At 45.0% G+C, this 20,403-nt stretch carries 26 protein-coding genes; all 26 read left to right on the top strand.

Annotated elements, in window-relative coordinates:
* The first annotated feature begins 19 nt into the window (after nt 1-19).
* A complete protein-coding gene (prfA, locus tag AAV90_RS01135) occupies nt 20-1,087 on the top strand; it encodes a peptide chain release factor 1 (protein WP_046494885.1) in 1,068 nt (355 codons plus the stop codon).
* On the top strand, nt 1,088-2,020 hold the full coding sequence (gene prmC / locus AAV90_RS01140; RefSeq protein WP_046494887.1) for a peptide chain release factor N(5)-glutamine methyltransferase: 933 nt from the start codon (nt 1,088-1,090) through the stop codon (nt 2,018-2,020). It begins immediately after the preceding gene.
* On the top strand, nt 2,013-3,005 hold the full coding sequence (locus tag AAV90_RS01145) for an L-threonylcarbamoyladenylate synthase (RefSeq protein ID WP_046494889.1): 993 nt from the start codon (nt 2,013-2,015) through the stop codon (nt 3,003-3,005). Before prmC ends, AAV90_RS01145 begins: the two co-directional genes overlap by 8 nt.
* Before the next feature lie 12 nt (nt 3,006-3,017).
* The gene (locus AAV90_RS01150) at nt 3,018-3,611 is read left to right on the top strand and encodes a manganese efflux pump MntP (RefSeq protein ID WP_046494891.1); all 594 of its coding nucleotides are present in this window, start codon (nt 3,018-3,020) and stop codon (nt 3,609-3,611) included.
* An 18-nt stretch (nt 3,612-3,629) separates the two neighbouring features.
* Complete coding sequence (locus tag AAV90_RS01155; protein ID WP_052729519.1) at nt 3,630-4,085, top strand: low molecular weight protein arginine phosphatase; 456 nt, start codon at nt 3,630-3,632, stop codon at nt 4,083-4,085.
* 63 nt (nt 4,086-4,148) lie between these two features.
* Nucleotides 4,149-4,604, top strand: coding sequence for a ribose 5-phosphate isomerase B (rpiB, locus tag AAV90_RS01160; protein ID WP_046494894.1), 456 nt, complete (start codon nt 4,149-4,151; stop codon nt 4,602-4,604).
* Nucleotides 4,604-5,854, top strand: coding sequence for a serine hydroxymethyltransferase (locus AAV90_RS01165; protein WP_046494896.1), 1,251 nt, complete (start codon nt 4,604-4,606; stop codon nt 5,852-5,854). Before rpiB ends, AAV90_RS01165 begins: the two co-directional genes overlap by 1 nt.
* A 19-nt stretch (nt 5,855-5,873) precedes the next feature.
* The gene (locus tag AAV90_RS01170) at nt 5,874-6,338 is read left to right on the top strand and encodes a deoxycytidylate deaminase (RefSeq protein ID WP_046494898.1); all 465 of its coding nucleotides are present in this window, start codon (nt 5,874-5,876) and stop codon (nt 6,336-6,338) included.
* Nucleotides 6,339-6,373: 35 nt separating this feature from the next.
* Complete coding sequence (locus AAV90_RS01175; protein WP_198142790.1) at nt 6,374-6,688, top strand: MazG-like family protein; 315 nt, start codon at nt 6,374-6,376, stop codon at nt 6,686-6,688.
* A gap of 307 nt (nt 6,689-6,995) precedes the next feature.
* Nucleotides 6,996-7,238 (top strand): AtpZ/AtpI family protein, encoded by a 243-nt coding sequence (locus AAV90_RS01180; protein WP_046494905.1) that lies wholly within the window; start codon nt 6,996-6,998, stop codon nt 7,236-7,238.
* 108 nt (nt 7,239-7,346) lie between these two features.
* Entirely contained in the window at nt 7,347-8,030 is a 684-nt protein-coding gene (gene atpB / locus AAV90_RS01185; protein ID WP_046494907.1) for a F0F1 ATP synthase subunit A, read from the top strand.
* Nucleotides 8,031-8,090: 60 nt separating this feature from the next.
* The gene (gene atpE / locus AAV90_RS01190; protein WP_046494909.1) at nt 8,091-8,309 is read left to right on the top strand and encodes an ATP synthase F0 subunit C; all 219 of its coding nucleotides are present in this window, start codon (nt 8,091-8,093) and stop codon (nt 8,307-8,309) included.
* Between the two features lie 117 nt (nt 8,310-8,426).
* Complete coding sequence (gene atpF / locus AAV90_RS01195; RefSeq protein ID WP_242847454.1) at nt 8,427-9,047, top strand: F0F1 ATP synthase subunit B; 621 nt, start codon at nt 8,427-8,429, stop codon at nt 9,045-9,047.
* Entirely contained in the window at nt 9,041-9,589 is a 549-nt protein-coding gene (locus tag AAV90_RS01200) for a F0F1 ATP synthase subunit delta (protein ID WP_046494911.1), read from the top strand. Before atpF ends, AAV90_RS01200 begins: the two co-directional genes overlap by 7 nt.
* A gap of 22 nt (nt 9,590-9,611) precedes the next feature.
* Nucleotides 9,612-11,126, top strand: coding sequence for a F0F1 ATP synthase subunit alpha (atpA, locus tag AAV90_RS01205; RefSeq protein ID WP_046494913.1), 1,515 nt, complete (start codon nt 9,612-9,614; stop codon nt 11,124-11,126).
* A gap of 13 nt (nt 11,127-11,139) precedes the next feature.
* Entirely contained in the window at nt 11,140-12,030 is an 891-nt protein-coding gene (gene atpG / locus AAV90_RS01210; RefSeq protein WP_046494915.1) for an ATP synthase F1 subunit gamma, read from the top strand.
* Between the two features lie 3 nt (nt 12,031-12,033).
* Nucleotides 12,034-13,464 (top strand): F0F1 ATP synthase subunit beta, encoded by a 1,431-nt coding sequence (gene atpD, locus AAV90_RS01215; protein ID WP_046494916.1) that lies wholly within the window; start codon nt 12,034-12,036, stop codon nt 13,462-13,464.
* Between the two features lie 3 nt (nt 13,465-13,467).
* Nucleotides 13,468-13,887, top strand: a complete 420-nt coding sequence (locus AAV90_RS01220; protein ID WP_046494919.1) for a F0F1 ATP synthase subunit epsilon — start codon at nt 13,468-13,470, stop codon at nt 13,885-13,887.
* Nucleotides 13,888-14,138: 251 nt separating this feature from the next.
* A complete protein-coding gene (locus AAV90_RS01225) occupies nt 14,139-14,363 on the top strand; it encodes a hypothetical protein (protein ID WP_046494921.1) in 225 nt (74 codons plus the stop codon).
* A gap of 60 nt (nt 14,364-14,423) precedes the next feature.
* The gene (locus tag AAV90_RS01230) at nt 14,424-14,699 is read left to right on the top strand and encodes a hypothetical protein (RefSeq protein ID WP_046494923.1); all 276 of its coding nucleotides are present in this window, start codon (nt 14,424-14,426) and stop codon (nt 14,697-14,699) included.
* 219 nt (nt 14,700-14,918) lie between these two features.
* Nucleotides 14,919-15,647: a YwmB family TATA-box binding protein gene (locus tag AAV90_RS01235; protein ID WP_046494924.1), complete on the top strand. Its 729-nt coding sequence runs from the start codon at nt 14,919-14,921 to the stop codon at nt 15,645-15,647.
* 45 nt (nt 15,648-15,692) lie between these two features.
* Nucleotides 15,693-16,928 carry a UDP-N-acetylglucosamine 1-carboxyvinyltransferase gene (murA, locus tag AAV90_RS01240; RefSeq protein ID WP_046495228.1) on the top strand — a complete coding sequence of 412 codons (1,236 nt, stop codon included), beginning with the start codon at nt 15,693-15,695 and terminating at the stop codon, nt 16,926-16,928.
* A 191-nt stretch (nt 16,929-17,119) separates the two neighbouring features.
* Nucleotides 17,120-18,016 carry a stage II sporulation protein D gene (spoIID, locus tag AAV90_RS01245; RefSeq protein WP_052729520.1) on the top strand — a complete coding sequence of 299 codons (897 nt, stop codon included), beginning with the start codon at nt 17,120-17,122 and terminating at the stop codon, nt 18,014-18,016.
* Between the two features lie 104 nt (nt 18,017-18,120).
* Nucleotides 18,121-18,381, top strand: a complete 261-nt coding sequence (spoIIID, locus tag AAV90_RS01250; protein WP_046494926.1) for a sporulation transcriptional regulator SpoIIID — start codon at nt 18,121-18,123, stop codon at nt 18,379-18,381.
* Nucleotides 18,382-18,446: 65 nt separating this feature from the next.
* Nucleotides 18,447-19,478, top strand: coding sequence for a rod shape-determining protein MreB (gene mreB / locus AAV90_RS01255; protein ID WP_046494927.1), 1,032 nt, complete (start codon nt 18,447-18,449; stop codon nt 19,476-19,478).
* Nucleotides 19,479-19,552: 74 nt separating this feature from the next.
* Nucleotides 19,553-20,341: a flagellar basal-body rod protein FlgF gene (flgF, locus tag AAV90_RS01260; RefSeq protein ID WP_046494928.1), complete on the top strand. Its 789-nt coding sequence runs from the start codon at nt 19,553-19,555 to the stop codon at nt 20,339-20,341.
* Nucleotides 20,342-20,403 lie beyond the last annotated feature (62 nt).

The following is a 20,403-nucleotide window of genomic DNA, read 5'->3' on the forward strand; positions in this document are numbered from 1 at the left end:
GAAGCTTGGAGGAAACTAAATGCTTGATAAGCTTGCGAGTTTGGAAGCAAAATATAATGAATTAACCGATTATTTAAGTGATCCGCAGATTATTGCCGATCAAAGTAAATTCCAAAAATACGCTAAAGCCCATTCGGATCTAACAGAAGTCGTTACTATTTATCGCGAGTACCGGGCAGTATTGCAGGGTATTGATGAAGCCCAGGCCATGCTCAAAGAAGAAAACGATGAGGAATTCAAGGAGATGCTGCTGGCCGAAATCGAAGATCTGCAAAAGAAGATGCCTGATTTGGAGAACAGGCTGAAGGTTTTGCTGCTGCCTAAGGATCCTAATGATGAAAAGAGCGTTATTATGGAAATACGCGCCGGTACCGGCGGCGAAGAAGCAGCCCTTTTTGCTACCGATCTGTTTCGCATGTACTCTCGTTTTGCGGAAGAAGAGGGCTGGAAGATAGAGATCATGGATTCCCATTACACGGAATTAGGCGGCATCAAGGAACTGATTTTTGTAGTTGACGGACAAGGTGCTTACAGCAAATTAAAATATGAGTCGGGTGTGCATCGGGTGCAGCGTATTCCCAGTACGGAATCCGGCGGCAGGATTCATACCTCGGCGGCTACAGTAGCCGTATTACCGGAAGCTGAAGATGTGGATGTGGCGATTAACGAAAATGATTTAAAAATTGATGTTTATTGCGCCAGCGGGCCAGGCGGACAATGTGTCAATACTACTCAATCAGCCGTGCGCATAACGCATTTGCCCAGCGGATTGGTGGTTACCTGCCAGGACGAAAAATCTCAGCATAAAAACAAGGCCCAGGCGATGCGGGTTTTAAGATCCCGCCTCAAAGAGATTATCGAGGAAGAAAAGAATCAAGAAATGGCTGGTGCCCGTAAGAGCCAGGTGGGTTCCGGAGATCGCAGCGAACGTATCCGCACCTATAATTTCCCGCAAGGCCGGGTGAGTGATCACCGCATTAACCTTACCCTGCATAAACTTGACCAGGTTTTGGACGGTCAGTTAAATGAGATAATTAATGCCCTGATGGCCAATGACCAGGCCGAGCGGTTGAAACAGGTGGAATAAGTGCAAAGGATCTGGAGAATCAAGGACTTGTTGGAATGGACGACCCGGTATTTTTTTGATCGGGGTATAGCAGAATCACGCCTGGAGGCGGAGATTTTGTTAGCCCAGGTCGTACAAAAAGACCGGGTTTATTTGTATGCCAATTATGAAGAACCGATCAATGCCGGGGAAAGAGAAATCTACCGGGAATACATAAAAAGAAGGATATCCGGAGAGCCGACTGCTTATATAACCGGACATAAAGAATTTATGTCGCTTGATTTTAAGGTAACTCCGGATGTGCTGATTCCCCGGGCTGACACCGAGGTATTGGTAGAAACCGCCCTGGCTCTAGCCCAGGCGGAGAATCTTAAGCAGATTATTGATGTAGGTACAGGTTCGGGGGCGATTGCGGTAAGTTTGGGCGTTTATTTGCAGGATGCCAGGATCTTTGCCAGTGACGTATCTCCACAGGCTCTTGCAGTCGCCCGGGAAAACGCCTGTAATAACAATGTGCAGATTCACTTTATAGAAGGGGACTTGCTGCAGCCTTTATTATCTTACAAAGATCAGGAAGTCTGTTCCCAGGACATTTGCCAGGAAGTACTGGCCGGGTATAGTATAAATAAAGCCACCGGCATGCAATTTGATATGATAACGGCGAATCTGCCCTATATACCGGACAGCGAAAAAATACATCTGGACAAACAGGTAAGGGATTTTGAACCCCATTTGGCTTTGTTTGCCGAGGGAGATGGTTTAGAATTGTACCGCAAACTGCTTCCCCAGGCCTATGCCTTGCTAAAACCGGCGGGGATTATTTTACTGGAGATTGATCCCCGTCAAGCAGTGGCTGTACCAGATATGATGCAGGGATTTACGGATATCGGGATTATAAAAGACTTGGCTGGCCGCGCGAGGGTAGTACAAGCCAGGAGGGACAATCATGTTTAAGACCAGATACTTTACGGTGGATCCTGATCATCCGGATCCGACCGTGATAAACCAAGCCGCTGGCTACATTCGCACTGGAGAATTGCTGGCTTTTCCCACCGAAACGGTATATGGGCTGGGGGCTGACGCCCTCAATGCCGGAGCGGTTGAAAAGATATTTATAGCCAAGGGCCGACCGGCAGATCATCCCCTGTTGATACATGTAAGCAGGGTTGAACAGGTAGAAGCGCTTGCCCTGGTTATTCCAGCAGCTGCCCGAAGGCTGATCGGGCATTTCTGGCCCGGCCCCCTGTCTATTATCTTACCCTCCCGTCCTCAGGTACCGGGGATCGTCAGAGGTAACAAAAGCGGGGTTGGATTTCGGATGCCTTCTCATCCGGTATCGATTGCCCTGCTTAACGAAACCGGTCCGCTGGCTGCCCCTAGTGCTAATCTTTACGGACGTCCCAGTCCTACCAATGCTGAACATGTCCGGCAGGATATGGACGGAAGGATTGCAGCCGTTTTGGATGCGGGAGAAACCGGAAACGGTCTGGAATCAACTATTATCGATTTTTGTGAGGGGATCAAAGTCATACGCCGCGGAGGAATTGCCTTGGAGGAAATAGAAGATATTTTAGGTCAAGGAATAAGCCTAAATAGTTCGGCTCAGGGTAATAAAAACGCTTATGATCTTAAGGTCAAGGTTTTATTAAGTGAGGGTGAGAATGATTTTTATCAGCAAATGGAGCAATGTCTGCAGATTTCAAAACTGATAGGGGTTGTCCGCATAATCGGGCGAAATAAGCCGCTCAAAGGCAGTTTTCACCAAGAATACTTCCTGGATCTTACCGGGCGGGGAAACTCATGGTTTGCCATCCTGCGCGATGCGGAACAAAGAAAACTTGATTATCTCTTGGTTGAACCCCTAGATCAAAAAACAGAAGGCATCAGTGCTTCTATTATGGACAGAATTAAACGGGCGGCCGCCTTAAAACCTAAATAAAGGAGTTTGAAGATGCAGGGACAGTTATTAACCGTCTTATTGGTTGCGATTGTACTAGGAATGGATGCTTTTTCCCTGGCTCTGGGGATGGGTATTAAAGGCGTTTCCAAACGTTATGAAAGGCGTTTTACAGCCCTGGTGACGGTATTCCATATACTTATGCCCCTGCTGGGTCTTTATCTGGGGATGGCAGCAGGTAATTTGCTGGGAATCTGGGCCGGGCGTATAGGTGCCATAATTTTAGCCTATATTGGCTTGCAAATGATTATTAAAGCCTGGCGGGAGATGACCCCCCGCTCCTTTGCTTTTAAAGAGGCTAGAGAACATTTTAGACATAAGTCATCGGCGCCAAGCAACCGGGAGGAATGGATAAGTATGCTGCTGTTGACTGTGTCGGTCAGCATTGATGCCTTGACGGTGGGATTTAGTCTGGGTACTGCGCAGGCCCCTTTGCTGCTGACAGTTGTTATTATTGGTGCGATGGCAGGCAGTATGACCATGTTTGGTTTTAAGGGCGGCCAGTTGTTTAGCCGCATGGCGGGTACCTATTCTCAGGCAGCGGGAGGGCTGGTACTTATCGCTTTGGCTGTTAAAATGGCTTTTTAGGTGCAAGGAGGGTTCATTTTGAAGCATATTCTTTTTGTATGCAGCGGTAATACGTGCCGTAGCCCCATGGCTGAGAGCCTGTTTTTACAACAACTTAAAAAAGCGGGTGATGCTGACATTGTCTGTGAGGTTCAATCAGCAGGTGTTTTTGCCGGGGCTGGGTTACCTGCCAGTTCCGAAGCCATCCAGGTTACGCGGGAACTAGGCCTTAATCTTAGTACCCATCGCTCCCAAGTATTAAGGCAAGATCATTTGGATTGGGCAGATTTGGTGCTGACCATGACAGACAGCCATCGTCAATATATATTAAGTCGATTTGAGGTACCTGTGCGTAAAGTATATACCCTGACGGAGTTCGCCGGGGTGGGGAGGGCTGATGTGCTTGACCCGTACGGAGCAGGGATAGATATGTACCGACAATGCCTGGATCAACTGCAGACTTTAATCGAGCTGATCATAAAACAGATTTTATGATATATTAATCAATAGTTGTAGAAAGATGAAAAGGGACAGATTTTCAAAACAGGGGTGAATGATTTGGAAATAGCTATAGGCTGTGATCACGCAGGTGTAGAAGTAAAATGGGAAATAAGTGCCATGCTCAAAGAAAGCGGAATAACTGTATATGATTGCGGAACTAACACCCTGGCTGCCGTTGATTATCCCGATATAGCCGAACAGGTAGCGGCCGAAGTACTGTCTAGGGATATTTTGGGTATTTTAGTCTGTGGGACAGGCATCGGGATATCGATTGCGGCCAATAAAATACCAGGAATACGGGCAGCGGTATGTACTGATATTTTTACCGCAGAAATGTGCCGTAAGCACAATGATGCCAATATCATAGCGGTTGGAGCCAGGGTATCCGATATCAATAATATAAAAGAGATCGTAAGTACTTTTATAAAAACCGATTTTGAGGGAGGAAGACACCAGATCCGGGTTGAAAAGATAAAGGCCCTGGAAAACAAGTTTAGAAAGAGGTGTTGTTAGTGGAGTATATCAACCAATACGTTATACCCGTTGATCCGGAAGTGGCAGAGGCCATAAACAACGAAGAAAGAAGGCAAAACCGCAAACTGGAGCTGATTGCCTCGGAAAACTTTGTTTCCCGCGCCGTAATGGCAGCCCAGGGTTCGGTATTAACCAACAAATATGCCGAAGGATATCCGGGCAAAAGATATTATGGAGGCTGCGAATATGTAGATGTTGTTGAAAATCTGGCCCGGGAAAGGGCCCAAGAACTGTTTGGCGCCGACCACGCCAATGTCCAGCCCCACTCCGGTGCCCAGGCTAATATGGCCGTATATTTAGCTGCTCTGCAGCCGGGTGACAAAGTACTGGGTATGAACTTAAGTCACGGAGGTCATTTGACCCATGGCAGCAAGGTGAATTTCTCCGGTAAAAACTACCAGTTTTTTGATTATGGCGTTGCGGCTGACAGCGAAATGATTGACTATGACGAGGTGCGCAGCATCGCTCTTAAAATCCGGCCCAAAATGATCGTGGCCGGTGCCAGTGCCTATCCCCGCAAGCTTGACTTTAAAAAATTCAGGGAGATAGCCGATGAGGCCGGAGCTTTGTTATTTGTAGACATGGCTCATATAGCGGGTCTGGTTGCGGCCGGATTGCATTTAAGCCCGATTCCCTACGCAGATTTTGTCTCCTCCACGACGCATAAGACGTTAAGGGGACCTAGGGGAGGGATTATACTGTGTCGGCAGGAATGGGCGAAAAAGATAGACAGTGCCGTATTTCCAGGTGTTCAAGGAGGCCCGCTGATGCACGTAATCGCCGCCAAAGCGATATGTTTAAAAGAAGCTCTGCAGCCTGAGTTTAAAACCTATCAACAGAGCATAGTCGACAATGCCAACCATCTGGCGCAAAACTTGGTGGAATACGGTTTACGCTTGGTATCAGGGGGAACCGATAATCATCTTATGCTGGTCGATGTAAGGCCTAAGAATCTGACCGGTCAGGAGGCCGAAGCTATATTGGAGTCGGTTAATATTACCGTCAATAAAAACGGTATACCTTTTGATCCTGAAAAGCCTACCGTCACCAGCGGTATCAGAATAGGAACCCCGGCCCTGACCAGCCGTGGGTTTAATACCGATGACATGGCTCTGGTAGCCCGGGCTATCGCAACGGCTCTGGAATACCCTGCGGAAGCGGACAAATTAGAAGAGGTGCGGCAGATAGTGGCCACCCTTTGCGACCAATATCCTCTCTACAACATATAAAGTATATAAGGAGAATGTAATGTTAGCCAAAGAGCGTCCGGGTTGGGATGACTATTTTCTAAAGCTGGCTGATCTGGTAGCCAGCCGTTCCACCTGTCTGCGTCGGCAGGTGGGGGCGGTACTGGTTCGCAACGAACGCATCATTGCTACCGGTTATAATGGCGCCCCCCGGGGATTGAGCCACTGTCTTGAAATTGGTTGTTTGCGGGATGAACTTCAGATTCCTTCCGGACACCGCTACGAGTTATGCCGAGGTGTCCACGCCGAGCAAAATGCGATTATTAATGCCGCTTTATACGGTGTATCAACCCAGGATTCGGTTCTGTACTGTACGAACCAGCCCTGTATTATATGTGCCCGCATGATTATTAATGCGGGTATCGCCAAGCTGGTTCACCGGGGTAATTTTGATGATCCCATGGCAATTCAGTTTATGGAGGAGGCAGGTATTGTCATCGTGGAAGTTCCTGCCGCCGATCCGTAATAAAATATTGGTTCGAAAAAAGGGGAGTAATGCAAATGCAAACCAAAACCCTGTCGCTGCCTAAGCTGAATCAACTCAACCCCACATTGGAATCAACCGCTTTGAAACTTATGGAGGAAGCAGGGGAATTAGCTCAGTGCATCGGAAAGTACCGCGGTTTAAGCGGGGAAAATGTCCATATGTCAGAATCCCAGGTAATTGAGGAAATTGCCAAAGAATTGCTGGATGTTGCCCAAACCGCTGTAACAATGATGTTCGTTTTAGAGGAAAGCTACGGGATTAACATAGGCGAGCTGCTTAATAACCATTGGAAAAAACTGGAATCAAAAGGTTACCTGTCCCATCTTTAATTCGGTTGGCAAAAAGCCCCATGGTACAAAGGTTTTCAAAACCATCCCGACAGGCTAAAATAATGATTATACAAAGGATATTTGAACTTAACAGCGAATATTATATTAATCAGCAGGCAATAAAACAAATTAAATATCGATCTCCCGAACTTATGATCAGTCCAGGAAAGAGCCGACTAGATATGTTGCCAATACATAAGAAAAATGTATAAAAATAAAAATTTTATACATTTTAAAGAGGAATTTACATTAATGCGTAGAATATATTCTTGGTGTAATTTTGGTTAATGGGGCGAGGTGGTAGCATATGGCAAATTCCAATCAAAACTGGCCCCGCGCACTTGCCAACGCAATCAACCTGGCCACATCAGTAGCTGCCGCCATTGCTCTGGGTTACTTTGGCGGACGTTGGCTGGACGGCAGATATGATACCGAGCCATGGCTTTCGATTGTGGGTCTTGTCTTTGGAATGGCGACCGCCGGCAAAATGATGTGGGAAAGATTAATGGCCGATAACCAGAAACCTCCTGCCAAGGAGGAAGAGAAATAGAATTCTGGGCTGGTCAATAGAATAGTGGTTTGAAGTTTTGAGTATGGTCGCAGGGTAAAGACCAACAAAACCACAAATAAAATTTATATAAGGAAGGGGGGAGAAGAGATGATATTTGGTATGTGGGATAGTGTGTATTTTCATTTGGGACCAATACCAGTTGATCATCTGATTGTAACGCAGTGGGTAATTATTGCGGCAATCGGATTAATCGCTTTTTTGGCTACCAGAAATATGCAGCTTTGTCCCAAGGGTCTGCAAAATGGTTTTGAAATGATAATCGTTTGGACATACGATTTTTTCACACAGCTAATGGACAAGGAACATGTTGCGAAGAAATATGCTCCCCTGCTCTCTACATTCTTTTTATTTATACTATTCAGCAATTATAGCGGCTTGATACCAGGAGCTGCTCATATCCAAGGTTTCCAGCCTCCTACAAGTAACTGGAACGTAACCGTTACCCTCGCCTTAATTACTGTTTTAGCTGTGCAAAGCGCAGGTTTTGCCGAACACGGGTTTCATTATTTAGGGCATTTTGTCAGCCCTAATCCTTTGATGTTGCCTTTAAATCTACTTGAAGAAATAACCCACCCGCTGTCCCTTACCGTTCGTCTATTTGGCAACATATTTGGCGAGGAAATGATTATAGCTTATATGCTGTTCCTGGTTCCATTTTTGATTCCGTCTGCCTTGATGTGCCTTAGCGTACTACTAGGTGCTATCCAGGCAATCGTTTTCACTATCCTGTCGGCGAGTTATATCGCGGCAGCCACCGGAGAGGGTCATTAAAAATTCAATATAATCTAAAACAATGTATAAAACATTGGGCATTAGAAAGGAGGGAAAAAAATGGGCATAGCATTAGGAGCAGGTTTAGCCGTATCTATTGCCGGTCTCGGCGGCGGTGTTGGAATGGGTGTTGCAGGTGGTAAAGCCATCGAGGCCATTGCCAGACAACCTGAAGTTGGTGGAGACGTCAGAACCCTTATGTTTATTACCTTCGCTTTTATTGAAACGCTGACCATTTATGGTCTACTGATCGCATTTATGCTGGTTGGCAAAATGTAATAAAGGTTTATTGTTGATTACCAAGAAAGGGCGTTAGAGCAAGGCAGTATTATAAGACACCATAATGCTCTATCGCCCTTAACACTATTAGCTCTTAAGATTGGAGGTAGCACATCCGTGAAAAGGAACAAATGGGTTTACTTATCTGGCCTCCTTTTATCCTTGATTATGGTAATGGGATTTGCCACCTTCTGCATGGCCTCAGGCGCAGGAAATGCCCCGGTTGCGGCACCTGAAGGAAAACCGCCGGTATTTGGTAATTTGTATGTAATTGGCTGGACAGCTGTCAACTTCTTTGTACTGCTGGCCCTTTTATACAAATTTGCCTTTAACCCGATTAATCAAATGCTGGAAGAGCGGGCTAATACTATCGAAAGTTCAATTAAACATGCAGAAGAAGTAAAGGTTGAAGTTGATCAACTTAAAATTGAGGCTCAGGCAAACCTGGCTGAATCTCGTAAAGAAGCCCAAGAGATTATCGCTAGAGCAACGAAAGCTGCCGAGGATGCTAAAAATGAAATAGCCGCCAAAGCCAAAGAAGAAGCCGATAACATGAAGGCAAAAGCCCATGCTGAAATTGAAGCCGCAACCGAAGCGGCTAAACTGGAACTCAAGGATACCGCTGCTACCCTGGCTATGATGGCAGCTGAAAAGGTGCTGGGCAGAGCTATAACCGATGAAGACCATACGAAGATGGTCAAAGAATTTGTTAACGAAGCGGGCGATTTCCTATGCTAAACAAGAGCGTCGCTAGGCGCTATGCTGAAGCATTTTTTAGCATTGCCCGGGAAGCCGACAAAATAGACGCATACCAGGTAGAAATGGAAAAAGTCATTCAAACAATTAATGAAGTTGAAGGCATGAAAGAGTATATGGATCATCTTTTGGTGCCAGCGAAGGCTAAAAAGGAATTGATTCAAAAGGTTTTTGCCGATCAGCTTTCACCGATGACTATGAATTTCCTGCTTATGGTTATTGATAAACGCCGGGAGAGCTATCTGGAATACATTTATAATGAATTTGCAGATATGGCTGACGAATCCCGGGGCATAAGGCAGGCAGAACTCTTTGCCGCCCGTGAGATATCAGAAGAAGATCTGGCTACTCTGGCGCAAAGCTTATCCAGCTCTACCGGAAAACAGGTACTCCTTAAACTTACGGTCGATCCGGCGTTGCTTGGAGGGGTAAAGATACGCATGGGTGACCAGATAGTTGACGGCACAGTTGCTAAAAAATTGCAGATGCTAAAAGAAAATTTAAAACAAGCAAAGATAAGTTAATTCGATAGGGGTGAGCACGTAAATGAGTATTAGACCTGAAGAGATTAGCGCCATTCTTAAAGAACAAATAGAGCGCTACCAATCCGAGGTCGAAGTCAGCAATGTTGGCTCAGTCATCTATGTTGGTGACGGTATTGCTCGAGTCTACGGATTACAGGGAGCTATGGCTGGCGAATTGTTAGAATTCACAGGCGGAACCTACGGAATGGTTCTTAACCTGGAGGAAGATAATGTTGGTGCGGTTTTACTGGGACCTTATTCCCACATTAAAGAAGGCGATGTGGTCAAGGCCACTGGCAGAATCATGGAGGTACCAACCGGAAAAGCTATGCTGGGTAGGGTAGTAAATGCCCTGGGACAACCCATCGATGGCAAGGGACCTATTAACACCAACACATTCCGGGCAATTGAGCGTGTTGCTCCTGGTGTTGTTACACGTGCGCCGGTTAATACGCCCATGCAGACCGGCCTTAAATGTATCGACTCGATGGTTCCCATCGGCAGGGGTCAGCGCGAGTTAATCATTGGTGACCGTCAGGTTGGCAAGACCGCCATTGCCATTGACGCTATCATCAACCAGAGAATCAAAAAAGACATGATCTGTATCTACGTTGGTATAGGTCAGAAGCAGTCAACGATTGCCGGTATAGCCAGCAAACTGGAAGAAATGGGTGCGATGGACTATACGATCATTGTAGCCGCAACGGCATCCGAACCGGCTCCCTTGCTCTACATTGCACCTTATGCCGGTGTGGCCATGGCAGAAGAGTTCATGGAAAGCGAAAAAGCCGATGTACTTATAATCTATGATGACTTATCCAAGCATGCGGTAGCATATCGTGAAATGTCCCTCCTGCTCCGCCGTCCGCCCGGACGTGAAGCATATCCAGGGGACGTTTTCTACCTGCATTCACGTTTGTTGGAAAGAGCCTGCAAACTTAATGATGACCATGGCGGTGGCTCCATCACAGCTTTGCCGATAATTGAAACCCAGGCCGGCGATGTTTCGGCATACATCCCGACCAACGTAATATCCATTACCGATGGTCAGATATACCTGGAAACCGACCTGTTTTATGCTGGACAAAGACCTGCGATTAATGCCGGCCTGTCGGTCAGCCGCGTAGGCGGCAGCGCCCAGACGAAAGCCATGAAGTCGGTTGCCGGACAGTTGCGCCTGGACTTGGCCCAATTCCGTGAACTGGCGGCCTTTGCTCAGTTTGGCTCAGACCTGGATAAAGCCACCTTGGCCAGATTGACCCGTGGGGAAAGGGTTACCGAGGTTTTGAAACAGGGACAATATGTACCGATGGCGATGGAAGAACAGGTAGTCATGATTTTCGCCGGTGTTAACGGATACTTAGACGACCTGCCTAAGGAAAAGGTACAGGATTTTGAATCCGATTTCTTAAAATATATACGCAGTGCCAATGCTGATATATTAAAGACGATAGAGAGTACCGGAAAACTTGATGATGATACTCAAGCCAAACTGGTTAAGGCCATTAATGAGTTCAAGACCACTTTCACAGTTTAGGTGGTGAGTGTAAATGGCAGGTGCAGGTGTAAGAGAATTTAAGCGAAGAATACGCAGCGTCAAAAACACTCAGCAAATTACTAAAGCAATGAAAATGGTGGCAGCAGCCAAACTGCGGCGGGCGCAGGAGCGGGCAGAATCATCAAGACCTTATACGGAAACATTGCAGGGTACTTTAGCCAGATTGGCGGCACTTTCTACAGACGTAGAGCATCCGCTCCTGGTAAAAAGGGAAGAGATACGCAAAGTAGGCTATATAGTCGTAACTGCGGATCGCGGTCTGTGCGGAGGTTATAACACCAATATAATAAGGGCTGCCAATGATTCTATAGCTGCTGATGACAGGAAAGTCGATGCCGGCATTATTGCGGTAGGCAGAAAAGCTCGGGATTTCTACCGCAAGCGCAGCGGGCTGGATGCTGAATTTATCAATTTAGGAGATAATGTAAGCTACACTGATGCTCGGGAAATCGCAGGATATATCATTAATGCCTACGAAAATGAGGAACTGGACGAAGTGTATCTGGTATATTCGCGTTTCGTTAACGTATTGCGGCAGGAGCCGACCGTGACCAAATTGCTGCCCATAGAACCTCCGGAGCAGCAAAAGGATGCGGAAACACCAGAAAAGTTAATCGAATATATCTACGAGCCCAGTGCGGAACTCATATTACTTACCCTATTGCCCAGGTATGTAGGCAGTCAGATTTATCACGCGATGCTGGAAGGCAAAGCCAGTGAACAAGGGGCCCGCATGACAGCTATGGGCAACGCTACCCAAAATGCAGGTGAGATCATTGATTCCCTCACCCTGCAGATGAACAAGGTCAGACAGTCAGCCATCACTGACGAAATTCTGGACATTGTTGGTGGCGCCGAAGCTCTCAATAAAGGAGGAAAGTAGAGAATGGCGAATGTAACCTATGGAGAGGTAACTCAGGTTATAGGTGCGGTTGTAGACGTTAGATTCAAACCGGGCGAGCTACCTGACCTAATGAACGCTATTACCATAAAAACTGAAGATCAGGACAGCGGTGTTAAGGCAGTTGCTGATCTTAACGTTACCCTTGAGGCTATGCAGCTCTTAGGTAACGATACAGTTCGCTGTGTTGCATTGAGTCCTACCGATGGTATCATGAGAGGCATGAAAGCAACCAACACAGCGGCTGCGATAAAGGTTCCGGTTGGCGATGGATGTCTGGGCAGAATACTAAACGTTTTGGGTGATCCGGTTGATGATGCTGGTGAAGTCGAAGCCGCCGACTATTGGGAAATACATCGGGCTCCGCCCCCGCTAACCGACCAGCTGCCGGCAACCTCCATACTAGAAACCGGTATCAAAGTTGCCGACTTGATTTGCCCTTATGCCAAGGGTGGTAAGATCGGACTGTTTGGTGGAGCAGGAGTAGGAAAAACCGTTATTATTCAAGAACTGATCAGAAACATCGCTTACGAGCACGGCGGCTATTCAGTGTTTACCGGAGTGGGTGAGCGTACACGTGAAGGTAATGACCTTTGGGGTGAAATGACCGAATCCGGTGTTATTGAAAAATGCGCCCTTATATTCGGTCAAATGAACGAACCGCCCGGAGCCCGTCTGCGGGTGGCCCTGACCGGCCTGACTGTAGCCGAATATTTCCGTGATATAGGTGGGCAGGACGTGTTGATATTCATCGATAATATCTTCCGGTTTGCTCAGGCAGGTAACGAAGTGTCTGCTTTGCTCGGACGTATGCCTTCTGCGGTTGGATATCAGCCTACACTGGCTACCGATATGGGTCTCTTGCAGGAACGAATCACCACTACCCGTAAAGGCTCGATTACCTCGGCCCAGGCTGTATATGTTCCGGCCGATGACTTGACTGACCCGGCTCCGGCGACAACCTTTGCGCATTTGGATGCGACCACAACCCTGTCCCGAGCAATTTCAGAGTTGGGAATTTACCCGGCAGTTGATCCCCTGGATTCAACTTCCAGGATTCTGGATCCCCAAATCGTCGGCGCAAAACACTACAATACCGCCCGCGGTGTTCAGAAGATCCTGCAAAGATATAAGGAATTGCAGGATATCATCGCTATACTCGGTATGGATGAATTAACCGATGAGGACAAATTAATCGTGGCCCGGGCCAGAAAGATTCAGCGTTATCTGTCTCAGCCCTTCCACGTGGCTGAACAGTTTACCGGCAGACCGGGAATATATGTTCCGGTAGCCGAAACGGTAGAATCATTCTCTCAGGTTCTAGAAGGAAGACATGACACTCTGCCGGAAGAAGCATTTTATATGATGGGGAATATAGATACGGTTCTAGCAAACGCAAAAAGATTGGAGGGGTAGTCTATGGCAGACAACACCTTCATGGTTGAAATCGTGACCCCGGAACAGATTCTTTTCAAGAATGAAGTCCAGTTTTTGGTAGTTCCTGAATTGAACGGTGAACTGGGTGTCCTGAAAAACCACGCCCCTATGATTGCCGCGTTGGATGTGGGGGTAGTAAGGTATACTGATCCCGAAGGAAAAGTAAAAAAGATAGCCTTAAGCGGCGGCTTTATGGAAGTCATCTACAATGAAGTCCGCGTTTTGGCCGAAACAGCTGAGCACGGCTCAGAAATAGACGTATTAAGAGCCAAGGCAGCTAAAGAACGAGCCGAGAGACGTCTGCAGCTGCAGGATGAAAACCTCAACGCATATCGTGCGGAAATGGCATTAAAACGCGCCATTGCCAGACTAAAGGCTGCTGAAGCCAATATCCGGGAGTAATAGCACTAAAGCCGGAAGGTTATACCACCTTCCGGCTTTTTTGTTAAAAGTTTACCCATAACACAAAAAAACATCATACCATCAGTTATCCTCAGATATAATTAAACTTCACATCACCAGCCACAAAGGTTAAAATCAAAGAGCATTGGAAGCAATTAAATTCATATTTATATACCCAGTAAAGATTTTTGCATAGATAAGTCTGAAAATTGGGGATTTTATTACAAATTGATGTGCAGGAGATATATGCCATGGATAAAGCGGCAATCCTTAAGGCTCTAATAATTGCTATAATGATCTATTACTTGGTGAAAGGTATCCTATACCTTCTCATGTGGCAGGTTTTGTCTAAAATCGAGGAGCGCAATAAGGAAAGGGCCGCCAAGGCAAAAGAAATGATAATGGAGAAACGCAGATTAAGAGACGAGGAGGAAGCCAGGCTGCGTGAAGAACAAAAAAAGAGGAAGTACTATTAGTTTTAGGGGCTGACTAAATTATAGTAATATAAAAGTATATATAAAACGAGGTGAGAGCACATGCAAACCAAGTTTATTATATTAATAGCACTTGTGTTTTTAATTACCGCAGGCTTTTGCGTATTAATCTGGCAGCAGACCATCCGCTTTGAAAAAAAGGCCTTGGCAGCCAAACAGCGTCAGAAGGAACATAAACGAGAATTAATAGAGCAAATGCGCGCTGAACGCCAGGCTGAACATGAGGCGATGCAGAATGCAACTCGGAAAAACCAGCCAGATGGCGAAGATGCTAATTTGCAAGAGGATCTTACAGACATTGGAGATGAGTTGCACTGAAGTATACCCCTAAAAATGGTCTTTGTAGTCGGCACCTCAATTTTGAAGTGCTGACTATATTATTTAGATTAAAATGCGGACAGTGAAGATAAAAGATCTTCACTGTCCTTTTACTTTTAAAAAATATAAATCATAAAAGACAGCGTCGTTGGTTCTTGAGAATAATTAACCCCGATCCCGGCAAGAATCCAAGTAAATACTTACCGGGGAGGAGAGCCAATGAAAAAGATTTCGATATACCTAATCATTTTTATTTTGGCGTGCTTACTAACCGATTCGGCTGTTAATTATTCGATCGCTAAACAAATTAATGATCAATCGCCATATTGCCTAACTTTTGCATCAATCGGTGCAAATTTGCTTGAATCCAGATTTGATTGTTGGGCAACAATAAAATCAGCGCAAACCTTTAAAGAAATGGATCAGGAATTAGAAAAAATACTAGTTTTGCTTGATTTACCCGTAAATAAAGCAAACTTTTATCAAAAGGAACAAAATGGAGTTAAATTGCTTCAATATGAATTATTCCACTACAACCAGAACTACTCATTTACTCTCCGCACTCAATCACAGAGCACTATTTTTTTGTTAAGCACAATATCATCGCATAACGATAAAAGACAGCGTCAGGAAGAGGACAGACTAAAATCAGTTATGAATTGTAAATCCTATTATTCGTATCAAGGTATTATAAAAGCCCATTTAGATAAAAACGGCCGAAAAGAATTTTTAGATGTGATTAATAAAAGTTTAGATGTTAAAGTCCTGGATCAATATGAAGATGATTATGTAATAAGTATGATTGGTTTTAGTCCCAAATTTAAATCTATAAAATCTGAAAAAATAGCAGGTAAAAATATAAATCTACAACTGGCTTTGCGCAGCCAAGAAAAGAAAAACCAAACCTATGTTTATTTGGGAACGCCATTGCTTTTAGACAATTATTAAAAGTAAGCTTGCAAAGTTTTTTGGGAGGTGAGGGTTGAATTGGCAATGATTATTAAAGGGAAAAAAAGATTATCCGGTGAGGTGGAAATCGAGTCGTCAAAAAATGCTATTTTGCCTATTATCGCAGCATCACTTCTTACCGATGATGAGGTAAGAATCAGGAAAGTTCCGAATATCAAAGATGTAACCACAATTATGCAAATTATCAAGATCCTTGGCAAACAAGTAAAGGAACAGGAACGCCAGATAATAATTAGCGGAAAGTTAATGAATCACCATCCTCCTTATGAATTGGTCAGGCAGATGCGAGCTTCTATCCTTCTAATGGGTTCAATATTATCCAGGGAAGGAAAAGTAAGAATATCATTGCCAGGGGGATGCGCAATCGGTAATCGGCCCATAGATCTTCATCTAAAAGGTTTTCATGGCTTAGGTGCCAATATTAATTTTGATAATGGGGATGTAATAGCTAAAGGCAGAAGATTAAAGGGGAATCATATATATTTGGATTATCCAAGTGTCGGAGCTACGGAGAACTTAATAATGGCAGCCGTTCTGGCTCAGGGCGACAGTTATATAGAAAACGCAGCTCTGGAACCGGAAATACAGGATCTGGCAAATTTTATCAATAGTATGGGCGGCAAGGTAACGGGTGCGGGAACCAATGTAATTCAAATACAAGGGGTATCAGAATTGCACGGTAGTGATTATACTCCTATTCCTGACCGTATTGAAGCTGGAACTTATATGCTGGCGGTCGCAGCCACCGGCGGGCAAGCGGTTATAAAAAACATTATTCCCGAACATCTAAAAGCCGTCAGTGCCAAGTTGGAGGAAACCGGGGTAGAAATAAAAGAATATGATAACCACTTAACGGTAAAAAGGGATTCGTATATAAAACCGGTAAATATCAAAACTTTACCTTATCCAGGTTTCCCCACCGACATGCAGGCCCAGTTTATGAGTTTTTTAAGCTGTGCCCGGGGGAGCAGTATAATCAGCGAATCGGTTTTTGAAAATCGCTACATGCATGTGCAGGAATTACAAAGAATGGGCGCCGAAATAAAAATAGAAGGCCGGGCTGCCATTATAAAAGGTGTCAAAGAATTAACCGGCGCTCAGGTTAAAGCCAGCGATTTGCGTGCCGGGGCAGCTTTAATCATAGCTGGTCTGACAGCAGATGGCAGCACGATTTTAACCGGGATGGAACATGTAGAGCGGGGATATGAAGGTATTATAACGAAACTAAACGCCTTAGGAGCAAATATTACTCAAAATTAAAACCTGTGTTAAGCAAAAACCTCGTTGTTTGATTAAAATTCCACTTCAACTACCAGAGGCTCACGCCGTTCACTGCCTTGAATACCGCTTACAGGCGATTATGCTGGCAACATGGCACGATCCGTTTAGTAATTCCTAATTTTCAGTGCCTGGCAGTGTCTAAAAATCAAATTCTTCACATATTTATAAACATGAAAAAATTATGGCGCATTGTACTGTTGGTTTTTCTATTGGCCCTGGGCTTATGGTTGACGATGCAAATGATAAATAAAGTTCCTGATGATAAGTTAGCCGAACCGAAAATAGATTTATATCTGCACCAAAAAAACCATATCATTACTATGGATTTAGAAGATTATATAGTAGGGACGGTAGCCGCTGAAATGCCGGCTTCATTTGCTATGGAAGCACTTCGGGCGCAGGCGGTCTGTGCCCGCACCTATGCCTTAAAAAGGATGATAGAAAAACATCCTTATCCATTGGGAGCAGATCTATCTGATGATATTAACAGCTGTCAGGCATTCCGGGAAGTGCAGTCTCAAAATAAAATGGGCCAACAAAATCTAAAAAAAATTATGGAAGCAGTAAATTCAACCCGCGGTGAAATATTGCTTTACAATTCCGAGCCAATTGATGCCCTCTATCATTCTACCTGTGGAGGAAGAACCGAAGGAATAGAGTCAATTGCCTATCTGCGATCTGTAAAATGCAAATACTGCCGGGACTCTCCGTATTACAAAAAAACATGTACGGTTGGCAATGAAAACGTAAACCGGGTTGTAGGTGATCTGGGATATAAAATGAATATAAAAGTTGTCACCCAAACACCATCCGGACGGGCCAATGAATTAAGTATCAACGGTAAAAAAGTCTATGCGGCCAGATTGCGCAAGGAATTAAATCTTCCCTCACAATGGCTGGAATTATCAATTGGCGACCGACAGACTCGGATAACAACCCATGGTTACGGACATGGTATCGGGTTATGCCAGTACGGAGCAAATGGGTTGGCCAAAAGCGGAAAAAATTATCAGCAGATACTTAAATATTATTATAATGATGTTGAAATATACAAAATTCCTTATTAGATGAGTAAAGAGAAAAAGTACCCCTTCCCTTTTTGGCCGCAACATTGGTCTTGATTTGAACCCTGCTGAATATATTGTAAACAGATCAGGAGAGGGGGAAAATCATGCAAAATTATATCCGTAAAAGAGCTGTAAAGGTAGCGGCGCACATTATCCAGACTTCAGATACGGTACGCCAGACCGCCGAAGTATTTGGAATAAGCAAAAGCACTGTGCATAAGGATGTATCTGAAAGATTGCCCAAAATAAATGGACAGATGGCTGAGCAGGTTAAGAATATACTGGAAAAGAACAAAGCGGAAAGACATTTGCGGGGAGGAGAAGCTACCCGCAAAAAATATTCTCAAGTTGTCGAATTAGTATAGTAAAATAAATAGCCAGAAACGATATTTAAAGGTAAAATAAAAAAAGAAGATTTTACCGGGAGGATATGAATTTGTGCTTTGTTGAAGATATTGGCATCGATCTGGGAACCGCAAGCGTTCTCGTATTTAAAAAAGGTGCAGGTATTGTTTTACATGAACCATCCGTTGTAGCTACGGATAAAAACACCAATAAGATAATCGCTGTCGGAGAAGAAGCGCGGGAAATGTTAGGCCGTACCCCTGGATATATAACGGCGGTTCGTCCTCTGCGCGAAGGAGTCATAGCTGATTATGATACAACGGAAAAAATGCTTAGCTACTTTGTAAAAAGGGTCTTAGGTAACAAACTGTTCCTTAAACCGCGGGTAATCGTCTGTATTCCTACAGGAGCAACTGATGTTGAGGAAAGGGCGGTACGTCAAGCGACTTTGGCCTCCGGTGCCAAACAGGCTTACATTATTGAAGAACCATTGGCAGCGGCCCTGGGTGCCGGAATTAATATTGCCAGTGCGGCCGGCAACATGGTGGTTGATATTGGTGGAGGAACGTCCGACATAGCCGTATTATCGCTGGGAGGCATTGTATGCAACACTTCGCTTCGAGTTGGAGGGGACAAGTTTGACGAATCATTAATCCGTTATATTCGCAAAGAACATAACCTTATGATTGGAGAGCGCACCGCCGAAGAAATTAAAATGCGGGTGGGAACAGCCTGGGTGACCCCTGAAAACAAGGATATTAATATGGAAGTTCGGGGGCGTGATCTGGTATCGGGACTGCCTAAGACGATCAAAATAAGCTCCGAGGAAAGCTGGCAGGCTTTGGAAGAAACAGTTTATGCGGTAATCGATGCTGTAAAAAAGGTATTGGAAATCACTCCACCCGAACTGGCCGCCGATATCGTCAACAACGGTATCGTTATGACCGGGGGAGGCTCCTTGTTGGATGGATTTGATAAACTTCTGTCCAAAGAAACCAATCTGCCGGTTATTATTGCCGAAGATGCTGTATCCTGTGTGGCTATGGGAACAGGTAAAGCCTTAATAGAAATAGATACCTTGTCCAAGAGCGGGCGCGGTCCTAAACGTTTAGTATAAAAGGCTAAAGATTTTAAGGAGCCATATCGATAAAATGTCTTGAGGACTTTTTATTATACGGGGAGGGCAACAGATTGATTAAAGGTTTATATACAGCCGCTTCTGGTATGATGTTGCAGATGAACAAACAGGATGTAGTTGCTAACAATATAGCTAACGTAAACACCGGCGGATATAAAAAAGACAGCGTAATATGCCAGTCGTTTCCTGCCATGCTGATCAGCCGGGTGGGAGAAAGCCGGGAAATTGATGGTAAAGAGGAAATGCTGCCTCCGGTGATTATTGGATCTTTAGGAACCGGAGCAGTCGTCAGAGATATTGTGACCGATCATAGCCAGGGTAACATCGCCCCAACCAACAACCCGGCTGATTTAGCCATCAGCAATGAAGGTTATTTCGTTATTTTAACCCCACAAGGCGAAAGGTTTACCCGGGACGGTTCGTTTAAAATAAATAACGAGGGTATTTTGGTTACCAATCAAGGGCAGCCTGTCTTAAGCGCGGACAATGAAACCATACAGATATTAGACGTTGATCAGGCAGCGCGGGGTTTTGATGTTGATAAAAACGGCCGTATTATAATAAATAATCAGGAAATGGCCAGATTAAAAATAGTTGACTTTGCCGATAAAAGACAGTTGGAAAAAGAGGGCGCCTGGCTAAGGGTCAAAGAGGGCGGATATACACAGGTTGATAATCCCGGTATTGTGCAGGGTTACCTGGAGCAATCCAACGTAAACGCCGTAAAAGAGATGGTCAATCTAATAAACGTAGTCAGGGCTTATGAAAGCTGTCAGAAGGTAGTTCAGGCTGAAGATGAACTCCTGGGTATAGCTATCGATAAGGTCGGATCCATTAGCTAGTTATGCTGCTGACGATGTTGGGGCTGAATTGTTGACTTATCACATACCCGCCGAGAGGCGGG

It is taken from the genome of Syntrophomonas zehnderi OL-4 (genome assembly GCF_000983115.1).
In the GTDB taxonomy this organism is placed as follows: domain Bacteria; phylum Bacillota; class Syntrophomonadia; order Syntrophomonadales; family Syntrophomonadaceae; genus Syntrophomonas_B; species Syntrophomonas_B zehnderi.

Coding starts and splice junctions, on each gene's coding strand:
- atpD (WP_046494916.1), top strand. CDS start 12,034: ATGGCGAATGTAACCTATGGAGAGGTAACTCAGGTTATAGGTGCGGTT.
- atpA (WP_046494913.1), top strand. CDS start 9,612: ATGAGTATTAGACCTGAAGAGATTAGCGCCATTCTTAAAGAACAAATA.
- AAV90_RS01230 (WP_046494923.1), top strand. CDS start 14,424: ATGCAAACCAAGTTTATTATATTAATAGCACTTGTGTTTTTAATTACC.
- AAV90_RS01220 (WP_046494919.1), top strand. CDS start 13,468: ATGGCAGACAACACCTTCATGGTTGAAATCGTGACCCCGGAACAGATT.
- AAV90_RS01200 (WP_046494911.1), top strand. CDS start 9,041: ATGCTAAACAAGAGCGTCGCTAGGCGCTATGCTGAAGCATTTTTTAGC.
- AAV90_RS01225 (WP_046494921.1), top strand. CDS start 14,139: ATGGATAAAGCGGCAATCCTTAAGGCTCTAATAATTGCTATAATGATC.
- AAV90_RS01150 (WP_046494891.1), top strand. CDS start 3,018: ATGCAGGGACAGTTATTAACCGTCTTATTGGTTGCGATTGTACTAGGA.
- AAV90_RS01235 (WP_046494924.1), top strand. CDS start 14,919: ATGAAAAAGATTTCGATATACCTAATCATTTTTATTTTGGCGTGCTTA.
- atpG (WP_046494915.1), top strand. CDS start 11,140: ATGGCAGGTGCAGGTGTAAGAGAATTTAAGCGAAGAATACGCAGCGTC.
- atpE (WP_046494909.1), top strand. CDS start 8,091: ATGGGCATAGCATTAGGAGCAGGTTTAGCCGTATCTATTGCCGGTCTC.
- murA (WP_046495228.1), top strand. CDS start 15,693: ATGATTATTAAAGGGAAAAAAAGATTATCCGGTGAGGTGGAAATCGAG.
- spoIID (WP_052729520.1), top strand. CDS start 17,120: ATGAAAAAATTATGGCGCATTGTACTGTTGGTTTTTCTATTGGCCCTG.
- spoIIID (WP_046494926.1), top strand. CDS start 18,121: ATGCAAAATTATATCCGTAAAAGAGCTGTAAAGGTAGCGGCGCACATT.
- mreB (WP_046494927.1), top strand. CDS start 18,447: ATGAATTTGTGCTTTGTTGAAGATATTGGCATCGATCTGGGAACCGCA.
- atpB (WP_046494907.1), top strand. CDS start 7,347: ATGATATTTGGTATGTGGGATAGTGTGTATTTTCATTTGGGACCAATA.
- AAV90_RS01170 (WP_046494898.1), top strand. CDS start 5,874: ATGTTAGCCAAAGAGCGTCCGGGTTGGGATGACTATTTTCTAAAGCTG.
- prfA (WP_046494885.1), top strand. CDS start 20: ATGCTTGATAAGCTTGCGAGTTTGGAAGCAAAATATAATGAATTAACC.
- AAV90_RS01145 (WP_046494889.1), top strand. CDS start 2,013: ATGTTTAAGACCAGATACTTTACGGTGGATCCTGATCATCCGGATCCG.
- AAV90_RS01175 (WP_198142790.1), top strand. CDS start 6,374: ATGCAAACCAAAACCCTGTCGCTGCCTAAGCTGAATCAACTCAACCCC.
- AAV90_RS01180 (WP_046494905.1), top strand. CDS start 6,996: ATGGCAAATTCCAATCAAAACTGGCCCCGCGCACTTGCCAACGCAATC.